This window comes from Nonomuraea zeae (assembly GCF_005889725.1).
GTDB lineage: Bacteria > Actinomycetota > Actinomycetes > Streptosporangiales > Streptosporangiaceae > Nonomuraea > Nonomuraea zeae.
The window spans coordinates 1-17,358 of the sequence record NZ_VCKX01000260.1 but is presented as its reverse complement, the minus strand read 5'-3'; the positions used below and the strand labels follow the sequence as shown (position 1 = coordinate 17,358).

At 69.6% G+C, this 17,358-nt stretch carries 20 protein-coding genes and 1 tRNA gene; 10 read left to right on the top strand and 11 right to left on the bottom strand.

The window, feature by feature from the left end; translation table 11 throughout:
• Window positions 1-336: 336 nt before the first annotated feature.
• Window positions 337-966 carry a response regulator gene (locus ETD85_RS48340; protein ID WP_240779921.1) on the bottom strand — a complete coding sequence of 210 codons (630 nt, stop codon included), beginning with the start codon at window positions 964-966 and terminating at the stop codon, window positions 337-339.
• 16 nt (window positions 967-982) lie between these two features.
• The gene (locus ETD85_RS48335; protein WP_240779920.1) at window positions 983-2,218 is read right to left on the bottom strand and encodes a sensor histidine kinase; all 1,236 of its coding nucleotides are present in this window, start codon (window positions 2,216-2,218) and stop codon (window positions 983-985) included.
• A gap of 133 nt (window positions 2,219-2,351) precedes the next feature.
• Here ETD85_RS48335 and ETD85_RS48330 point away from each other — a divergent pair, with 133 nt between their 5' ends.
• The 3 genes from ETD85_RS48330 (at window position 2,352) to ETD85_RS48320 (ending at window position 3,597) form a co-directional block, all read left to right on the top strand.
• Window positions 2,352-2,897 (top strand): hypothetical protein, encoded by a 546-nt coding sequence (locus ETD85_RS48330; RefSeq protein ID WP_138696599.1) that lies wholly within the window; start codon window positions 2,352-2,354, stop codon window positions 2,895-2,897.
• Window positions 2,898-2,953: 56 nt separating this feature from the next.
• Window positions 2,954-3,026, top strand: a tRNA-Arg gene (locus ETD85_RS48325).
• Between the two features lie 166 nt (window positions 3,027-3,192).
• Window positions 3,193-3,597, top strand: a complete 405-nt coding sequence (locus ETD85_RS48320) for an HflX-like GTP-binding protein (protein ID WP_170247242.1) — start codon at window positions 3,193-3,195, stop codon at window positions 3,595-3,597.
• Window positions 3,598-3,747: 150 nt separating this feature from the next.
• Here the strand turns inward: ETD85_RS48320 and ETD85_RS48315 are convergent, their stop codons facing one another.
• Entirely contained in the window at window positions 3,748-4,182 is a 435-nt protein-coding gene (locus tag ETD85_RS48315; protein WP_138696597.1) for a hypothetical protein, read from the bottom strand.
• The gene (locus ETD85_RS48310) at window positions 4,149-4,997 is read right to left on the bottom strand and encodes a hypothetical protein (RefSeq protein ID WP_138696596.1); all 849 of its coding nucleotides are present in this window, start codon (window positions 4,995-4,997) and stop codon (window positions 4,149-4,151) included. Before ETD85_RS48310 ends, ETD85_RS48315 begins: the two co-directional genes overlap by 34 nt.
• Window positions 4,998-5,421: 424 nt before the next feature.
• On the opposite strand from ETD85_RS48310, the gene ETD85_RS48305 reads away from it, so the two are divergent.
• Entirely contained in the window at window positions 5,422-5,931 is a 510-nt protein-coding gene (locus tag ETD85_RS48305; RefSeq protein ID WP_240779919.1) for a hypothetical protein, read from the top strand.
• 214 nt (window positions 5,932-6,145) lie between these two features.
• On the opposite strand, the gene ETD85_RS48300 is transcribed toward ETD85_RS48305, so the two are convergent.
• The gene (locus ETD85_RS48300; protein ID WP_138696595.1) at window positions 6,146-7,744 is read right to left on the bottom strand and encodes an ADP-ribosyltransferase domain-containing protein; all 1,599 of its coding nucleotides are present in this window, start codon (window positions 7,742-7,744) and stop codon (window positions 6,146-6,148) included.
• A gap of 223 nt (window positions 7,745-7,967) precedes the next feature.
• Here ETD85_RS48300 and ETD85_RS48295 point away from each other — a divergent pair, with 223 nt between their 5' ends.
• Window positions 7,968-8,633, top strand: coding sequence for a macro domain-containing protein (locus ETD85_RS48295; RefSeq protein ID WP_138696594.1), 666 nt, complete (start codon window positions 7,968-7,970; stop codon window positions 8,631-8,633).
• 35 nt (window positions 8,634-8,668) lie between these two features.
• Here the strand turns inward: ETD85_RS48295 and ETD85_RS48290 are convergent, their stop codons facing one another.
• The gene (locus ETD85_RS48290) at window positions 8,669-8,947 is read right to left on the bottom strand and encodes a hypothetical protein (protein ID WP_138696593.1); all 279 of its coding nucleotides are present in this window, start codon (window positions 8,945-8,947) and stop codon (window positions 8,669-8,671) included.
• A gap of 176 nt (window positions 8,948-9,123) precedes the next feature.
• Between ETD85_RS48290 and ETD85_RS48285 the strand changes: the two genes are divergently transcribed.
• From ETD85_RS48285 to ETD85_RS48270, 4 genes are all read left to right on the top strand, one after another.
• Window positions 9,124-9,927, top strand: coding sequence for a PAS domain S-box protein (locus ETD85_RS48285; RefSeq protein ID WP_138696592.1), 804 nt, complete (start codon window positions 9,124-9,126; stop codon window positions 9,925-9,927).
• On the top strand, window positions 9,911-10,378 hold the full coding sequence (locus tag ETD85_RS48280) for a hypothetical protein (RefSeq protein ID WP_138696591.1): 468 nt from the start codon (window positions 9,911-9,913) through the stop codon (window positions 10,376-10,378). Before ETD85_RS48285 ends, ETD85_RS48280 begins: the two co-directional genes overlap by 17 nt.
• Window positions 10,379-10,614: 236 nt before the next feature.
• On the top strand, window positions 10,615-11,688 hold the full coding sequence (locus tag ETD85_RS48275) for a DUF6745 domain-containing protein (RefSeq protein WP_138696590.1): 1,074 nt from the start codon (window positions 10,615-10,617) through the stop codon (window positions 11,686-11,688).
• A gap of 10 nt (window positions 11,689-11,698) precedes the next feature.
• Window positions 11,699-12,136 carry a hypothetical protein gene (locus ETD85_RS48270; RefSeq protein ID WP_138696589.1) on the top strand — a complete coding sequence of 146 codons (438 nt, stop codon included), beginning with the start codon at window positions 11,699-11,701 and terminating at the stop codon, window positions 12,134-12,136.
• Window positions 12,137-12,222: 86 nt separating this feature from the next.
• On the opposite strand, the gene ETD85_RS48265 is transcribed toward ETD85_RS48270, so the two are convergent.
• Window positions 12,223-13,209 (bottom strand): NAD(P)-dependent alcohol dehydrogenase, encoded by a 987-nt coding sequence (locus tag ETD85_RS48265; RefSeq protein ID WP_138696588.1) that lies wholly within the window; start codon window positions 13,207-13,209, stop codon window positions 12,223-12,225.
• Between the two features lie 162 nt (window positions 13,210-13,371).
• On the opposite strand from ETD85_RS48265, the gene ETD85_RS48260 reads away from it, so the two are divergent.
• Window positions 13,372-14,004, top strand: coding sequence for a DUF2306 domain-containing protein (locus ETD85_RS48260; protein ID WP_138696587.1), 633 nt, complete (start codon window positions 13,372-13,374; stop codon window positions 14,002-14,004).
• Here ETD85_RS48260 and ETD85_RS48255 read toward each other — a convergent pair.
• The 4 genes from ETD85_RS48255 to ETD85_RS48240 form a co-directional block, all read right to left on the bottom strand.
• Window positions 13,994-14,650 carry a response regulator gene (locus tag ETD85_RS48255; protein WP_138696586.1) on the bottom strand — a complete coding sequence of 219 codons (657 nt, stop codon included), beginning with the start codon at window positions 14,648-14,650 and terminating at the stop codon, window positions 13,994-13,996. The two genes, ETD85_RS48260 and ETD85_RS48255, sit on opposite strands and share 11 nt — an antisense overlap.
• On the bottom strand, window positions 14,647-15,786 hold the full coding sequence (locus ETD85_RS48250) for a sensor histidine kinase (RefSeq protein ID WP_138696585.1): 1,140 nt from the start codon (window positions 15,784-15,786) through the stop codon (window positions 14,647-14,649). The genes ETD85_RS48255 and ETD85_RS48250 overlap by 4 nt, the downstream gene beginning before the upstream one ends.
• A 53-nt stretch (window positions 15,787-15,839) precedes the next feature.
• The gene (locus ETD85_RS48245; RefSeq protein ID WP_138696584.1) at window positions 15,840-16,826 is read right to left on the bottom strand and encodes an LLM class flavin-dependent oxidoreductase; all 987 of its coding nucleotides are present in this window, start codon (window positions 16,824-16,826) and stop codon (window positions 15,840-15,842) included.
• Between the two features lie 125 nt (window positions 16,827-16,951).
• Window positions 16,952-17,358, bottom strand: a 407-nt coding sequence (locus ETD85_RS48240) for a cellulose binding domain-containing protein (RefSeq protein WP_206059342.1), incomplete at its 5' end; no start/stop codon positions are given.

Here is a 17,358-nt window from a genome sequence, read left to right as displayed (position 1 = left end):
CCCCGGAACCCCCGGAATTCCCGGGACCTCCGGGACCTTCCGGCCCCCTGCCCCGTCCACCCTCCTCAGGCTGCTCAGGCTGCTCAGGCTGTTCAGGCCGCTCCGGCTGTGGTGGCGATGGTGGCGATGTGCTCATGTCTTGGCTTAACCCCCTAGTCGTGATCAGACTAGGAGCCGGCAGTTGACATCCGATCAAAACCCTCCAGCACGCCCTCCCGGAATCGCCCTCAGGTTCGCGCTCGAGACAACAACACCGACCGGCAACAGCCCGCTCACGGCGCTCACCCTACGGCCCTGAGCTCCTCTACGTCCCCTTACGCCCCTCCAAGTGATAGATCACGCCCCCTCCGAGTAATAGATCGCCGCCTGCACCCGGCTTTTCAACCCCAATTTGTTCAGCACCCGGCTCACATGGGTCTTGGTCGTGGCCTCCGCCATGTCCAGCTCCCTGGCGATCTCGGCGTTGGACAGCCCGCGCCCGATGCACGCCAGCACCTCCCGCTCCCGAGGAGTCAGGCTCTCCGGATCGCCCGCCGGCTCCTTGCGCGGCGCCTGCTCGGCGAAGGCCGCGATCAACCTCCGCGTGACCCCGGGCGAGATCAGCCCATCCCCTCTGGCCACCAGCCGCACGGCCTCGACCAGCGACTCGGCGTCGGTGTTCTTCAACAGGAATCCGGCCGCACCGGCCCGCAGGGCGCCGAACACGTACTCGTCGATATCGAACGTCGTCAGGATCAGCACATCGCAGACCCCGGCCAGCTCCTTGGTGGCCGAAATCCCATCGAGCCGGGGCATCCGCACATCCATCAACACCACATCAGGCCGCAACTCCAGCGCCATGGCCACGGCCTGCGCACCATCGGCCGCCTCGCCGACCACCTCGAGGTCGTCCGCCCCATCGAGGATCAACACGATCCCGGCGCGCACCGCCGCATGATCGTCAGCCACCAGAACCCTGACAGTCACCGCTCCTCCAGCACGTTCACGCCTGTCCACGCCTTCGTTCCCCCACAGACCTCTCCTCGCCCGCCGCCCGGCCCTCCGGAGCGCCGCCGGCGCGAACCCTGCCACCGGCCGCCGACCGCACCGCCGCATCAGGCGAGGTGGGCAGGTCGGCCAGCACCCGCCATCCCCCGTCCCCCGAAGGCCCGGCCTCGAAGGACCCGCCGACCAGCGACGTTCGCTCCCTCATTCCGACGAGCCCGGCCCCGGCTCCCGGCAATCGCGCCTCCCGGTCGCCGACCGCGTTCTCGACCCGCACCAGGACCCGGTCGGCTTCGTACAAGACGGCCACGGAAACGGGTGAGTCGCCGTGCTTGAGCGCGTTGGTCAACGCCTCCTGCAGAATCCGATAGCCCGCCAGATCGACCGAGGCGGGCACCTCGCGCGGCTCGCCCTCGATCCGGATCTCAGCGTCGAGCCCCGCCCGCGTCACCCTCTCGACCAGCGTTTCGGCATCGGCCAGCCGCGGCCGGGTGGCCTCCGTCTCGTCGCCTTCCTGGCGGAGCAGCCCGATCATGGATCGCATCTCGGCCAGCCCTTTCACGCTGTTCTCGCGTACGGACTCCATGATCTTGCGCACGGTGGTCTGGTCGAGATCCTTTCTGGAGAGCGCGGCGGTGGACTGGATGGCGATGGCGCTGAAGTGGTTCGCGATCATGTCGTGCAGCTCGCGAGCCATCCGCGTACGTTCGGTGGAGATCGCCGCCTGCCGGTCGAGCTCGGCGAGGTGGGCCACCTGCTCGGCGCGTACGCGCTCGGAAGCGGCCCGATCGCGCTGCTCCCGCAGCACCAGGGCGGTGGTGACGGGCACGACGAGCACGAGCCCGGCCTGCACCCCCATCACGGCCAGCGCCCGCCAGTCGTCGGCGAGGAACCCGGCCACCGCCCCGGCCCCCACCGCCAGCACCGCGGTGATGCCGAGCAGCACGCGGGCGAAGCCGGCAGGCCCGTAGAGCGCGGCGGCGTACAGATTGTCGGTGAAGATGAGCACGGTCCCCAGCGACGGCCCCACGAGCCCGTCCACCACGATCCCGGCCACCCCCAGCCCCAGGGAGGCCAGCGGCGCCCGCGTCCGCACCAGCACGCCGGCGCAGGTGAGGGCCAGCGGAATGCCGAGCAGCCATTCGGACACGCCGCGATGCAGATAGGCCCCACCCATGATGAGCAACACGCCCATCGCGAAGGACGCCGCGGCCCACAACGCCACCCGGTTCATGTCCCCATCTCACCACTCGCCAGCTGCGCCTTCCTCCTTCGGCAGTCCGCCTGTGGATACACACTTCGATGTATCCACAGGCTCATGCCACCCGACGATGTGCCGGGCTCGTCACCCTCTAATACTGGAACGCGTGATTGTCGCCATTCTCATCGGCTGCGAGGTCGGCTTCTGGGTGCTCCTGGGCCTCGGCCTGGCCAGCCGCTATCTCTGGCACCGCCGCCGGCTCAGCACGGCCCTGCTGCTCTCCCTCCCCCTCCTCGACTTGATCTTGCTGGTCGCAGCGGTCGCCGACATGCGCGGCGGCGCCACAGCAGACCTCAGACACGGCCTGGCCGCCGCATACCTCGCCTACTCGATCGTCTTCGGCCACCGCACCATGCGCTGGGCGGACGCGCACTTCCACCACCGCTTCGCCGCCGGCCCACCCCCATGGAAGCCACCACCCGGGGGCATGCCCAGGGCCCGCTACGAGTGGGCGCTCTGGCTCCGCATAGTCCTCGCGTACGCTCTGACCTGCGCCTTCCTGCTCGCCCTGGTCTGGCTGGTCAACGACCCGCCCCGCACCCAGGCCCTGATCGACTTCATGTACGGCCTGCTCAAGGTCCCCCTGATCGCCGCCCTGTGGCCCATCAGCTACACCCTGTGGCCACGCAAGATCGAGCCGTCGAGCCCATGACTGCCTAATCCGGTTCGAGGCACTCCCGAGAACCCGCTATGCTTGTAACGCAGCAAGCGGCCGTAGCTCAATGGATAGAGCATCTGACTACGGATCAGAAGGTTACGGGTTCGACTCCTGTCGGCCGCGCTCACCAGAAAGGCCCGCCACCAGGGATTCCCTGGAGCGGGCCTTTGTGCTTGTCAGGACAATTTCTGGATCTTGCTCAGACGTCCTTACGCTGACATGCATGGGACACCGGCGTCATCAGCAGAGAAGTCAGCGTCGGCGGTCTGGCGTTGAGCCGGTGCCTCACGTGACGGAATTGGTGGGAGACGCAAATGTGCTGATCGCCGGGCTGTTCTCCGCCAAGCGGAAGGATCACGCGGATTTCATGGACAGGCTTGCCGCAGAGGTCACTGAGGCAGGCGGGCGGGTTGTCCGGCGGTTCGTGCAACGCCGAGGCATCTCGGGCCGCAAGAAGGGCCGGGCTCCAGGAGGGGCGGCGAACATGGATCGGCCTTACTCCGCGCGAACGCTGATGAGCACGGGAAAGGTGAACGAGATCGCGGAGGCTTGCTCGGAAACCCGGGCCGCCGCGGTTGTGTTCGTCAACGACCTGACGGGCAGGCAACGGGCCGCACTGACCGAGATCCTTGGTTGCCCCGCGTTGAGCTGCAGCGACCTGTCTCGCCCACCAGGCCTCTCCTCGGCAGGGTGACCAACGGCTGTTGGCTTGCGATGCTGGTCATGCCGACGCCGTTCTCGCTAGGAGCAGATCCTCGAACGCCTCGTCGTGGAGTATCGGCTCCGGCGAGTGGGCCCCGACCAGACGAAGGCCATCGAGCGCCCGGAGGCGTGCTGCCCGCGCTCACGCATGCATGACTTCGGCACTCTGAACAAGCCGGGCCATGGCCTCCACCGGTAACGCGGGGTTGGCGGCTGCGGAGAACGTAACCTGTCCGTCGGCGTCCTCAAGGAGCGCGAGGAGCCGGGCGACGGGCAGGCGCGGATCGCGCGCCGCGGTGGCACGGACGCTCCATGCTTCGTCATGGCTCAACCGGTCGATGACGTCCGCGGGCGTCCGAAGATCCAGTACGGCCAGAGTTCGCTCAGCCGGATGCGGCGAGCCGGCGAAGCGGACCAGGCCGGCCCGCGGGAAGTGCGGTCTGCCGGTCAGCTCGCCTTCCGAGTAGCCGGCGCCGTCCAGGACCACGCGCAGGAGCAGATCGGCCGGTGCCTCCTGGTGATGCTCGGCCAGCAGGAGTCGAACTACGTGATCGTCATCGCGGGCGAGCCGCCCCACCACATCCAGCGCAAGGCTCGGGTTACACGCGACGCTGCGTCGCAGCGTCGCGTGAGCCGATACCGCGTAGTGGGCCATGGTGGAAGCGTCGGAAAGCGTTCGCGGATCCACGGCAGCGGGACCCGTACCTGATAGAGGTCGGGATCGTAGTCGATGGCCGCGCGCTGGGCTTCGGTGAGTTCCGGACGGAGCGAGACCCTCAGACGGACGCCGGGATCAGGGTCGGTGGCCAGCTCCTCCACCAGGTCGCGACCCAGGTACGGATTCTCGGCAACCGTGTGGCGGCGCGCGGCGTCGCCACTGCGCGCGTAGCCTTCAGCCAGCGCGCGGGGTAGCTGCGCCTCTCCCGCGATCTGCGTGACGTCGCCGGTTGCGAGGATCTCGCCGAGCAATTCCGGACGGTCCCGGTAGCCCTTCAACTGGGCTGCCCGCCGTACCCGCTGATCCGCATCGTCCAGGAGAGCTTCTCTGAGACGTGGAGGGAGTCGTTGCCAGCTGGAACACACCGTTCTTCGTACTTCAGCTGCCGGATCCATCGCCAGCACGATCAGCAGCGGGGCGGGAGTCTGCCAGTTCTGGGCGAGTTCGCAGCGAATTTCGCTGCGTGCATCGTACGCCAGGAGATCGTAGGCGTCTTCGGTCAATGACGTGCTCCGAGGCTGAAAGCGCTCCCATTGCGGACCCGCAGCCAGTGCCCAGCGCACTTGGAAATCGGGATCCTCTGCAAGCCGGGATCGAATTTCGGCCGGGATATGCGGGCTTTCCGCAAAGCATTCCCGGACCTTCGGATCGGAGTGGCCGATGAATGCCTCCACCACTCGCTCAGGCGGATCGGCTCGCCAGACAGGGCAGGACGTCGGCGGCCAGGTCAGAGTGAAGCATGCGGAGCATGAGGCTCGCCGGCAGCGAAGGGTTGACCGCCAGGCCCGACAACGTCTTCATGTCCGCTCCATCTCGGGAGATAGGTGGCGCTCCAGTTAGATGATCGTCGGGCCGTCTTGCGGATGACCGTAGCGTGGTCGGTGCGCCTTGAGTCAGCGGATCCGGCGGTGTCGCCGGCGTCCGGTTGGATGAGGGGCATGACCGCTCACGATGTGGCCCGCCTGCTGCCCGACATCCCGAAGCTTCGCGATCTGTGCCGCTCCATGGCGGTGTTGGAGGCCGTCCTGAGCCCCGAGTGGTCCAGTCGCTATCACTCCTTCGACGCGGGCTGGGGCCCCCGGGGAGGAGATGGCCTCGATGCGCAACGGTTCGGGAGACGAATACTCGGTCGTCTTCTCCGCGGCGGGTGCGTACATCCGTGGTTTTGCTCATGAGGCGGTGATGAGCCCGTACGGCAACGACGGGCCGTGGCCTGGGGTGCTCGACTCCGTCCCTGAGGTGTTCCGCCGGTGTGTGCGGGAGCCGGCGTTCTGCGACGAGGACGGCATGCCGGTCGTGACCGCCTGCCTGTGGCGTGAGACTGGCGATGACCGCTGGCGGGTGGGTGAGATCGACTATCCGGACGGCGTGAGCGATCCCGATGGGGCGGCGTACCTGTTCGCCCGGCTCGTCGAACCGTCTCCGGAGGCGTTCCGGCGGTTCGCGGAGGATTACTACGAGGTGCCCGTGGATCTCCAGGCGGTCCGGCACGTCTATGCCCTCCGCCCGCTGACGCCGGCGGTGGTCACCGCGCTGAACGCTGACCTTTCCCTGGACGACCTGGCCGGCGACCTCACCGAAGCCCGGTATCCGTCCGCTGTCGGCTGAGGATCGTGGTGGACCAGTGCGGGCCGCCCTCCGCGGGGCGAGTCATCAGGTCCACGAGTGGCGCGGTACGAGGCGGCTGCTCCGGCGAGGAGGAAGAGCCGGTGACCGAAAGGCCCGCGGATCTACGGCCTGCGTACCGCCGCTCGTGCGATCAGGTGAATTCAGGGGGCGGCCCGGAGTGCCGGGCCGCCGAAGACAGCTGGCAGGCAAACCGTCACGCCACCAAGTTCTGCTCCTCCAGCTCCGTCAGCGTCACGGTGCAAAGCCCGCCCCGCTCCGCCTTCACCCCGGTCACCTTGAGCTGCGTGCCGGGGGTGAGGATGAACTCCTCCTCACCGGTGAACGCCGAGAACCTGCGGATCCCCACGGCCCGCACAGGGAGCACCTCGAAGAGCGTCCGCCTGCCCCGGCGGCCGAGGAACCCCTGGGCCACGTCCAGCTCCGACGTGCACGACGACACGCCCCACCACGTCACAGTGCGGCCGAGCGGGTACTGGGCCCGCAGATCAAGCGAGACCCCGCGCCACAGCGGCTCCTTGCGGGCCGGCAGGCGGGACACGGCGGAGAACAGGAGCCGCAGATAGGGGAGATACGGGACGATCCTTGAGCGGTCGGGATTGCGCAGCGTGGCGTTGATCTGCCGGTAGAACGCCGATTCGCAGGTGTAGAGGTGCAGGGCGGCGATCTCGTCGGCGGAGAGCGCGTCGGCGGCTCGCTGCGTACCGAACTCGTACGACTGCTCCATGTGCCAGTCCAGACCCGACAGCAGCTTGGCCACGGGAGCGACGGCCTCGCGGAAATCCATGAGCGGGGTGCCGAACACGCCCGTGATCGCCGGGAGCTCCAGGCCCTCGTCCTTGACGCTGGCGAGCCGTTCGAGATAGAGCTTGTGCAGCTCCATCGTGGAGGCGATGAACTCCCCCATGCGGTCGGCCGTGTCCGCGTCCGCCCCGCCGGTCTGCGCGTTCCACCCTTTGCTGGGCAGCCAGTCGATCTCGCCGGAGCCGAGCTCCCTGAGCGCCGCGTTCACGTCGGCGAAGTGGTTCCCGTCGCAGAAGATGTCGCCCTGCGCCGCGGGATTCGGGTGGTCGATGTGCTCCACCCGCACGTCTGGGTACTTCCGCTGGAGCCGGAGCACGACCTCCTTCAGGCTGCGGGCGTGCACGCCCCACCAGGCGAACACCACCCCGCGGTCCTGCTCGCCGGCGTTCTGCTTGGCCTTCAGGATCTCCTCGACGAGCCGCTCGACGACCGGCCGCCAGAACGCGGTGTGCCGGTCGGTGGCCATCGCGCCGTCGCTGCTGGCGGTGAGTGCCGCGTTCAGCAGCAGTACGCCCTGAGTGAGCATCGCCTGGAACCACTCGGGCGGCTGCACGGTGTCGTGCTGCTTCAGCAGCGCGCGGATGTCGGCGATCGGCGTCTTCTTCGGGATCCCGTGCTTCCACATCGCCGCCGCCTTGATGATGCAGCGGATGGTGATGACCTTGCCGAACTGGCTGTCGGCCCAGTCATGGAAGGTGTTGTCGAACATGGCGATGCCCGTGGCGCTCTCGGCCCGCGGGTACGGGTTCTGCCCGAAGACGACGACCTTCCACTTGTGCGGCGGGTTGGGTTTGAGCGCCTGGAAGGTCAGCTCCCTGACCGGCACGGCCTGCGGGCTGCGGTTCAGGCCGATGAACGTGGCCGCATTCGGCTGCGCCTCGATGACGGGCTTGAGTAGCGGCAGCCACGGCTCCCCTCCGCCCTTGAAGAGCTCGGCCAGGGCCAGCGGGTCGTTCGGGTCGGGCGGAGTAGGGGCGTTGACGTCGCTCATCGCAGGGCTCCGGGATCGGCCAGGCGTGCCGGTACGACACGAGGGTGGGAAATGGGGGAATTGTGCCGTGTCAAGATCCCGGACGCGACCTGAGCCCAGGCCACCGTCCGCCAGGATCCCGGACGCGACCTGGAGCCCGCGCAGCCAAGATCCAGATTGTCGGTGCGGCGCGATAGGTTCGTCGCGCTGGAACTCGCCCGTCCCCTCGCGCCCGGAGTGACACATGACCGTCAAGCACGTCCCGCCGCAGCTCAAGGTGGTGCTGGTGGACGTCAACGCCAAGGTGGTCGAGGCCTGGCTGCCCGCCTTCGCCGACACCCCCGAGGTCGAGATCCACAAGGGGTCGATCCTCACCCAGCACGTCGACGCCTGGGTCAGCCCGACCAACTCCCGGGGGCGGATGGACGGCGGCGTCGACGCGGCCATCAAGCGGCACCTTGGGGCTGGGATCCAGCTGCGCGTCCAGCGGGCGATCCGCGACCGGTTCGACGGGTCGATGCCGGTGGGCAGTGCCGTGTGCGTGCCCTCGGGGGCGACCAACCCGAAGTTCCTGATCTCGACGCCGACGATGGTCCAGTCGGCCCAGAACGTGAGCGAGACCCTCAACGTGGCTCTGGCCTGCGCCGCCGCGTTCCAGGCGATCCACGCGCAAAACGAGAAGGAGCCGGGCAGTATCGAGTCGGTGGCGCTGGTCGGCCTGGGCGCGGCGACCGGCGAGGTGCCCGCGCGGGTGTGCGCCAACCTGATGTGGACCGGCTACACGCTGTTCAACGACTACTTCTTCCAGGACTACGACGACCTGCGGAAGACGATCCACGAGCAGCTCGACGACATCGACAGCCGCCCTCAGGAAGAGCGCGTACGCATCAAGCCGCCCACGCGGTCATGAGCCGGCCAGCGCGGCCGTCCAGGTCATAGAAGGTCTCAGAGGTCGCCCAGTTCGCCGAGCGGCTTCTTCCAGTAGTCCTGGTCCCTCGGCGTGCCTTCGAGGAAGGGATCGGTGTCCCAGAGCAGGCGGAGCGGATCCGCGGCGACGTGCAGGATCTGGTTGAAGGTCTTGAAGGCGACTTCATCACCGGGTTGCATCCTGCAGCGGTGAATCCGGTGATACCAATATTGCTGCTCCGCCTCGATACGAGGGAGGAGCTCCTCGCGGGTGAGGGTGCGGGCTTCCTCGATGGTGAGCCGTTTGAAGCTCGGCATGAGCCCATTGTGTCGCGCGCTCCTGATGACGTGAAGGGCGCGCGATCGGCGGATGACCGCTCTGCGGGCCCTTTGGGGGGTGTGGAGGCCACAACATGCCGCGGAGAAGGCAAAGAAGGCCGAGCCGACCGGCATAACCCCAATCGATCATAACTAAATGCATTAATCTAACCACCGTGAGTAATGGATACGTTGTCGGCGCGCCCCCAAATCGCCGTGCCATCAGTCGCACCATCACACGCATCCTGCACCGCGTCGGGCGCCGCGGCGCCTCCCTCGCCTTCGTAGGTCTGCTGAGTCTGGCGATCTCCGCCTCGCTCGTCCTCGCCACACCCGAACAGCGCGCCGCTCCCGGCTACGCCGTGCTCGCCTCCGTCGCGCCGCTGACCGCCTGGGCGATGGTCTGGTGCGCCACGGGACTGCTGTGCCTGTTCCAGGCGTTCATGCGCTCCGACCGCATCGCCTTCGCCGCGGCCACGGCCCTCCTCCTGCTGTACGGCCTGCTCTACCTCGTCTCGACCTTCACCGGCGCGAACCCGCGCGGCTGGGTCGGCGGGGCGGTGTGGCTGGCGTTCGGCGGCTGGATCGCGCTGATCGCCACCTGGCCGGAGGCGGTCGTGGTGCACCGCCTGCCCGGAGGGTCGGCCGCCGTCATCGTGGCCGACGGCGCGGGCCTCATCCAGTCGTGGAACCCCCAGGCCGCGTCGCTGTTCGGATGGAGCACCAACGAGGTGGTCGGCCGGCCGCTGACGAGCCTGATGCCGGACCGCTTCCGCGACCAGCATTCCGCGGCACTGGACCGCGTACGGACGACCGGCCACTCCGAGCTGTCCGGGCGGCTCATGCCGCTGGTCGGACTGCATCGCGACGGCTCGGAGTTCGCCATCGCGCTGACCGTCAACGCCTGGCACACCGACGAGGGTGTCACCTACACCGGCGTGATCCGCGCGATGGGAGGAAACGATGTCAGGGCTGAGTGAGATCCTCCTCCAGCTGGCGGTCGGGATCGTCCCGATCGGCGTGGCCTATCTCGCCTTCCGCTCGGCCACCGACGCCAACAAGAAGACCCAGCAGACCGCGCTGCTGCAGGCCGAACGCCAGGCCGAGCTCGAACGCACCAAGGTCGACGCCGACGCCTACGTCCGCGCCAAGACGATCTACGAGGACGCGCTGACCCAGATGGAGAAGCAGGTCGCCCGGGTGCAGAGCCAGGCCAACCAGTTCAGCTCCGACCTGGCCACCGAGCAGAGCGGCGCCACTGCGATGCGCGATCAGATCCGCCAGCTCCAGGCACAGATCCGCGCCCTGGAGCGCACGGTGAACGCGCTCCGCAACCAGCTGCTCGCAGCCGGGCTCGCGCCCGCGCCCGCCTCCGACGTCACCGGGCCCTACACGCTCGGGCAGCCACCCCGGCAGCGGACCTCCGAGTGAACGGGAGAGCGGTGATGATCGCCCCACACACGGGGAAACGGGGGTCAGGGCTGCTGAGGCAGGGGGGCTGCTGACACAGCAGGCTCAGGGCTGCTGGGGCAACAAGCCTCAGGCCGCTGAACCGAGACGGGGGTGCCAGGTCCGGGTGGTCCACCGGTTCGCGGTGGACACGGGCCCGCCCGACATGTCACCATCTGGGACATGATCGTGAGAAAGGACGACGCCACCCTCATCCGGTGAGCGTTTTCGTGCAGCGGGAAGCTGCCACAATCCGCGAAGAATGGCTGGGCTCGGCGTTGTCCACGCGGCCCGCCGACCGTCCGGCCACCGAGGCCGCCATTTCCGGGCTCTACCGCCTGATCGGGCTCTCCCCACCACGTTTCCACTGGGTGTCGTCGCCGGTCGCGGCCCTGCTGACCGCCCCGCCGGGGGCACGCGTCCCGTCCGCCGGACAGTCTGCCGAGCTGCCGGTGCCCGCCCGGCTCCTGTCTCTCATGCGAGAGCTGTGCCGGGAGCTCGACCAGCGGGTCCGGTGGATCCAGCAGCCGGCCGACCAGGTGATCCGCCAGAAGGTCCGGGCCTCGCTGTCCCGTTCCGTCACCAGCTCGCTCTTCCCGCCGCTCAGCGCGGCGCACGACGCCCGGCTCCGGCACCGCGACAGCTGGTACGGAGCTCAGTGCGTCTCCTGGGTCGCCCACTACGACGCCCTGCGCCGGGTCGCCGGCGTGGTCTTCACCCCGGGACAGGAACGGCAGCTCGACCTGTGGACGACCGTGGCCAGGTCGTCCGGCTGGTGGTGGCCGGCGGACGGGGTCTGCGTGGTGTCGGAGCGGCCCGTCGTCCTGCGTACCGAGATCGCGGGCGACGACGGCGAGGTGCGGCTGCACTGCGCGGACGGCCCGGCGGTGCGCTACGCCGACGGGTGGGACCTGCACTCCTGGCACGGGACGCGGGTGCCCTCCTGGGTGATCACCAATCCGAGCGTCCAGCGGATCGCGAACGAGGCCAACGTGGAGGTCAGGCGCTGCGCGATCGAGCGCATCGGCTGGTCCGCCTACATCGAGCAAGCCGGGCTGAGGCTCGTGGCCACCGCCCCCGACCCCGGCAATCCGGGCTCCGAGCTGCGGCTCTACGACGTACGCCAGGGGACGCGAGTGCTGCTCGCGGTCAACGGCTCCCTCGAACGCGACGGCCACCGCCGGCGCTACGGGCTGACCGTCCCGGGCTTCCTGAACGACCCGATCGAAGCCGCCGGCTGGACCTACGGGCTGTCCGCCGCGCAGTACTCCCTACTCCTTCGCAGAACCTGAGGTGATCCCCATGACTGTGACTCTCGCCGCACTTTCCCGGCAGACCGGCCTCGCCGTGCTCGACCACCTTGAGCAGTCGGTGCGCATCCCCGTCGTCGACGGGCTCCAGGCCCAGGGCGACCTGATCGTCATCCCGCTCGCCGTCGTCGGCCGGTCGGTCCGGCCGTGGCCCAGCGCCCGCTGGCTGGACGTGCCTCCCGAGGGCGTCGAGCTGCTGCGCGGCGAGGCCGGCGGCAACCCGCACACGCTCGTCGCCGAGCCGGGTGCCTGCCGGTGGACGAGGGAGGTGCAGGACTTCAGCCAGCTGGCCATCGGCATGTTCGAGGCGTCCGAGGTGGTCTACCTGCTGCACCCTGAGCACGGAGGCACGGGCTGCGCACCGGGCACGTACGTCGTCCGCCGCCAGCGTGAGCACGAAGGCGGCAGAAGCCGCCTGGTAGCAGATTGACGCCCTGAGCAACACGAAGGCGGCAGAAGCCGCCTGGTCGCGGACTGACGCTCTGAGCAGTACATGAACCGACCGCGCGGACCGGCTCACACCGTGACGACGATCTTCCCGGCCGCGTGCCCCTCCTCCGAGTACCGGACGGCGGCGGGGATCTCCGCGAACGGGTAGCTCCGGTCGATCACCGGGGTCATCCGGCCGTCCTCGATGTACTCGGTCAGCGTCACCAGGTTCCGCTTGGTGTCCTTGCAGCGGATCACGTCCGCCAGCGCCATCCGCTGGGAGACGAACGGCCCGGACGCCAGGATCGAGAAGGCGTGGCCGGCGGGCTGCAGCCATCGGCTGCCCCGCCCGCCCACGACCACCAGGATCCCCTTCCTGGTCAGCACCCGGCGGCAGGCCGAGCCGGAGTGGCTGCCCGCGATGTCCACCATGAGGTCGTACCGCTCTCCGCTCAGCGCGAAGTCCTCCTTGGTGTAGTCGACGACCTCGTCCGCGCCGAGCGAGCGCACCAGGTCCGTGTTGCGCGTGCTGCAGACGCCCGTGACGTGCGCGCCGAACGCCTTGGCGAGCTGCACGGCGAACGTGCCCACCCCGCCGGAGGCGCCGTTGACCAGCACCCGCTGCCCGGGCTGGAGCCGGCCCTGGTCCCGGATGGCCAGCAGGGCCGTGCCGGCCGCCAGCGGCACGGCGGCCGCCTGCTCGAACGACAGGCTCGCCGGCTTCGGCGCCAGGTCGCTCTCCTTGACGCACACGTACTCGGAGAAGCCGCCCTCCTTGGGCATCGCGAACACCTCGTCGCCGGGTGCGAACTCCGTCACGTCCTTCCCGACCGCCTCGACCTCACCCGCCACGTCGGCGCCGAGGACGGCGATCTTCGGCTTGACCAGCCCGGGACCGCCCCCCATCAGGCGGGCGATGATCGGCTCGCCTCTCATGAGGTGCCAGTCGTAGGGCTGGACGGAGGTGGCCCGCACCCGGACCAGCACCTCGTCGTCGCGGGGGGACGGCCGGTCGATCTCCGTGAGCCGGAGGGCGTCGGGCGGGCCGTACGAGCGTAGAACGAACGCCTTCATCACATTCTCCTGATCGATCGTGGGGGTCTGCTCCGAAGTGTGACCAAGCGCCGTCCGCCCGTTAACGGCCGAAAGTACGACTTCGTGCTCAGCTCATCGGCCGGGTCGGTTCGGGCCGTTCTATCGATGAGCCGGCGCCCCGCGGCGGTCACCCTTGGGGGCATGACCGTGACCTCCTCCTCCAGGGCGGGCTGGCTCGTGCCCAGCGCGCTGATCGTGCTCAGCGTCGTCCCGGTGATCGGCGGCGCCGTCCGGCTGACCGACCTCACGGGCGGGGAGGTCACGCCGGAGAACGTGCGCTTCTTCGCCTCACCTCTGCCCGTCGTGCTGCACATCTTCGCCGCGACCACCTACAGCCTGCTGGGCGCCTTCCAGTTCGCGCCAGGGTTGCGGCGGCGCAGGCCCGGCTGGCACCGCGCCGCCGGGCGGGTCCTGATCCCGTGCGGGCTCGTGGCGGCGCTCTCCGGCCTGTGGATGAACCTGTTCTACGCCCTTCCGCCGGGCGACGGCCCGCTGCTCTTCGGCGTCCGGCTGGTGTTCGGCTCGGCCATGGCGGTGTCCATCGTGCTCGGCCTCGCCGCGATCAGGCGGCGGGACATCGCGCGGCACCGCGCCTGGATGATGCGCGGCTACGCGATCGGCCTCGGCGCGGGCACGCAGGCGCTCACCCTCACGCTCGGCGCGCTGGTGCCCATGGCGTCCGCGGAGCTGCACAGGGCGCTGTTCATGGGCGCGGGCTGGATGATCAACGTCCTGGTGGCCGAATGGATCATCCGCCGGCGGGTCAGCTCTTGACGCGCTTGGTCTCGTAGGCCCAGATGGCGATCTCGACGCGGTTGCGGACGCCGAGCTTGGTCATCAGGTTCGCGACGTGGCTCTTGACGGTGCTCAGCGAGATGTGCAGCTCGCGGGCGATCTCGCTGTTGGTGCGGCCGCGGGCCACGGTGGCGAGGATCTGCTCCTCCCGTTCGGTGAGCGCCTCGATGGGCTGCACGGGCCGGGGCGTGGCGCCGGCCCCGGCGAAGGTCGCGAGCAGCCGGGCGGTGACGCTCGGCGCGATGAGCGCGTCGCCGTTGGCGGCCGCGCGGACGGCCTGGCCGAGCAGGTCCGGGCCGGCGTCCTTGAGCAGGAACCCTCTGGCGCCCGCCCGCAGGGCCTCGTAGACGTACTCGTCGAGGTCGAACGTGGTGATGACCACCACGGCGATGGGGTCGGCGACCGCCGGCCCGGCCAGCGAGCGGGTGGCCTCGATGCCGTCGAGCCGCGGCATGCGGATGTCGAGCAGGCACACGTCGGGCCGCAGGCGCCGCGCGAGCTCCACGGCACGCGCGCCGTCGCCGGCCTCGCCGACGACCTCGATGTCCGGCTGGGCGTCGAGGATCATCCTGAGCCCGGTGCGGGCGATCTCCTGGTCGTCGGCGACGATCACCCGGATGCTCACGTCACCGCCCCCGCCCTGGGCAGCACGGCCGTCACGGTCCAGCCGCGGCCGGGGTTCGGGCCCGCTTCGCAGGTGCCGCCGAGCAGGCCGGCGCGTTCGATCATGCCCATGAGGCCGTAGCCGGGCGCCGGGGCCGGGCGTACGGAGATGCTGTCGCCGTCGTCGCTCACGCGCAGCCGCACCGAGCTGTCGTCGGCGGCGACGTGGACCTCGATCCGGCTGGCGTGGCGCGCGTGCCGCCGGGCGTTCGTGACCGACTCCTGCGCGATGCGGTAGATCGCGGCCCCCACCGACGGGGGCAGGCCGTCCAGATCGCCGGAGAGCTCCACGTGCACGGACGGCCCCACCCGGACCCGGCCCGCGAGCTGTTCGAGATCGCTGACGTGCTTGCCGGGCTCCAGCTCCGCGGGCTCGTCGCGGCGCAGGACGCGGACCATGGCGCGCATCTCGGCGAGCGTGCGCGACGCCTCGGCCTCGATCACGCGCAGCGCGTCGGTCGCGGCGTCGGGATGCGAGCCGGAGGTCGCCAGGCCCGCCTGGGCGCGGATCGCCATCGCCGAGACGTGGTGGGCGACCGTGTCGTGCAGGTCACGGGCGAGCTGCTCGCGTTCGAGCAGCTTGACCTGGTCGAGCTCGCGCATGCGCGCCCTGGCCCGGTAGCGCAGCGCCCCGCCCAGCGCGATGGCCGCGAACATCACGCTGAACGCGCCGATCGCGTCGGCGAGGACGAGGTCGTAGAACGCCAGCGAGACGGACACCGAGACCAGCATGATCGACAGCCCGATCACGGCCTCGCGTCCCGACCCCCACCGGAACAGCGCGTAGACCAGAATCAGCAGGCAGGCCATCGTGTACGTCTCCACCCGGACGCCGCCCGTCAACAGCGGGGACAGAGCGGTGGTCACGAACGCGACGGCGATCATGCGCAGCGGCCGGACCCTGCGCCACAGCATCGTGGGGATCAGCCCGATCGTGACGATGGCCGCGATCGCCCGCGAGGGGAGGTCCTGGCGCAGCGCGACTTCGAGCACCGCGACCGGCACGAGCACTCCTACGAGCGCCCAGTCCCGCCACACCCGCGACGGAGGGCTGGGCGGACGGGGCTCGTCCCACACGGAGCGAATGAGGCCGTGCACCCCCTCATCGTACGAGAGCGCCCGCCGCAGCGGATCTCCCCGAAGGGCACAAATCAGCCCGGCAGCCCGTACGCCTGCGCCAGCAGCTCGGCCGAGCGCAGCCACGCCTTCCGCTCGCTCGCGGAGAACACCACGATCAGCTCGTCGGCCTGGGCGTGCTCGCCGAACTTGGCGACGTAGTCCCGTACCTCGGCCGGATCGCCGACGGCGGAGTATTTCGCCATCTGCGCGATCTGCTGGCCGGCCGGCGACTCAAGGATCATGTCGGCCTCCTCCGGCGTGAACGAGCGCCCGCGCCCGAGGAACCTGCTCACCCGGTAGCGCATCGCGTCCCGGAACAGCTCCTGCGCCTCCTCCGTCGTGTCCGCGGCGATCACGTTGAGCGCGGCGAACACGTACGGCTGGTCGAGCTGCGCGGACGGCTTGAAGTCGCGCCGGTAGAGCGCAACGGCCTCCTCCAGCGCGGTGGGCGCGAAGTGCGAGGCGAACGCGTACGGCAGCCCGAGCGCGGCGGCGAGCTGCGCCCCGAACAGGGAGGAGCCGAGGATGTACAGCGGGACGTTCGTCCCCTTGCCCGGCGTGGCGTCAACGCCCGGGATGCGGGACTCGCCGGCCAGGTAGCCCTGCAACTCCAGCACGTCCTGCGGGAACGAGTCCGCCGATGCCGGCGAGCGGCGCAGCGCCCGCATGGTCTGCTGGTCGCTGCCCGGCGCCCGGCCGAGACCGAGGTCGATACGCCCGGGATGCAGCGTCTCCAGGGTGCCGAACTGCTCGGCGATCGTGAGCGGGGCGTGGTTCGGCAGCATGACGCCGCCCGCGCCGAGGCGGATCGTCCGGGTGTGGGCGGCGATGTGGGCGATCAGCACGCTGGTCGCGGAGGAGGCGATGCTCGCCATGTTGTGGTGCTCGGCGTACCAGATCCGCCGGTATCCGAGCTCCTCGGCCCGCTGGGCCAGGGCCACGCTGGCGGTGAAGCTGTCGCTCGCCGTCTCGCCCTCGCCGATGTGCGCCAGATCAAGGATGGACAGCGGCAGAGCCATGGGTACGCGCCTTTCGAAGAGCGGTGTGACCTGGCTCTGTGCAACAGTGACGAAGCCTGCGTTATTTCACGTTCTTCACGAAGGACCCCTGCGGGCCGGTCCTGGCCCGCAGGGGTCCCGGTGTCTCAGGAGGCGGTGCAGGTGACCGTGGACGGCGTGCCGTTCTGGCCGCTGAAGCTGCCGAGGAAGCCGAACGTGACGGTCGCGCCGGCGGCCACGGCGCCGTTCCAGTTGAGGTTCGTGACCGTGACGGTGCTGCCGGTGCCGGCCAGGGTGCCGTTCCAGACCTGCGAGATCGTCTGGCCGTTCGGGAACGTCCAGCCGACCTTCCAGCCGCCGATCGAGGAGGAGCCCGTGTTCTTCACGGTGACCTCACCCTGGAAGCCGCCCGTCCACTGGCTGGCCACCTTGTAGGCGGCGGTGCAGCCCGCCGGCCCCACGGTCGGGGTCACGGTGGGGGTAACGGTCGGCGTGACGGTGGGGGTCACGGTCGGCGTGACCGTGGGGGTCACGGTGGGGGTCACCGTCGGGG

Bases quoted from the DNA above. Each gene is read 5' to 3' on its own strand.
- ETD85_RS48280 (WP_138696591.1), top strand. From the start codon at position 9,911: ATGTCAGGGCTGAGTGAGATCCTCCTCCAGCTGGCGGTCGGGATCGTC.
- ETD85_RS48335 (WP_240779920.1), bottom strand. From the start codon at position 2,218: ATGAACCGGGTGGCGTTGTGGGCCGCGGCGTCCTTCGCGATGGGCGTG.
- ETD85_RS48260 (WP_138696587.1), top strand. From the start codon at position 13,372: ATGACCGTGACCTCCTCCTCCAGGGCGGGCTGGCTCGTGCCCAGCGCG.
- ETD85_RS48245 (WP_138696584.1), bottom strand. From the start codon at position 16,826: ATGGCTCTGCCGCTGTCCATCCTTGATCTGGCGCACATCGGCGAGGGC.
- ETD85_RS48295 (WP_138696594.1), top strand. From the start codon at position 7,968: ATGACCGTCAAGCACGTCCCGCCGCAGCTCAAGGTGGTGCTGGTGGAC.
- ETD85_RS48300 (WP_138696595.1), bottom strand. From the start codon at position 7,744: ATGAGCGACGTCAACGCCCCTACTCCGCCCGACCCGAACGACCCGCTG.
- ETD85_RS48265 (WP_138696588.1), bottom strand. From the start codon at position 13,209: ATGAAGGCGTTCGTTCTACGCTCGTACGGCCCGCCCGACGCCCTCCGG.
- ETD85_RS48270 (WP_138696589.1), top strand. From the start codon at position 11,699: ATGACTGTGACTCTCGCCGCACTTTCCCGGCAGACCGGCCTCGCCGTG.
- ETD85_RS48305 (WP_240779919.1), top strand. From the start codon at position 5,422: ATGCGCAACGGTTCGGGAGACGAATACTCGGTCGTCTTCTCCGCGGCG.
- ETD85_RS48290 (WP_138696593.1), bottom strand. From the start codon at position 8,947: ATGCCGAGCTTCAAACGGCTCACCATCGAGGAAGCCCGCACCCTCACC.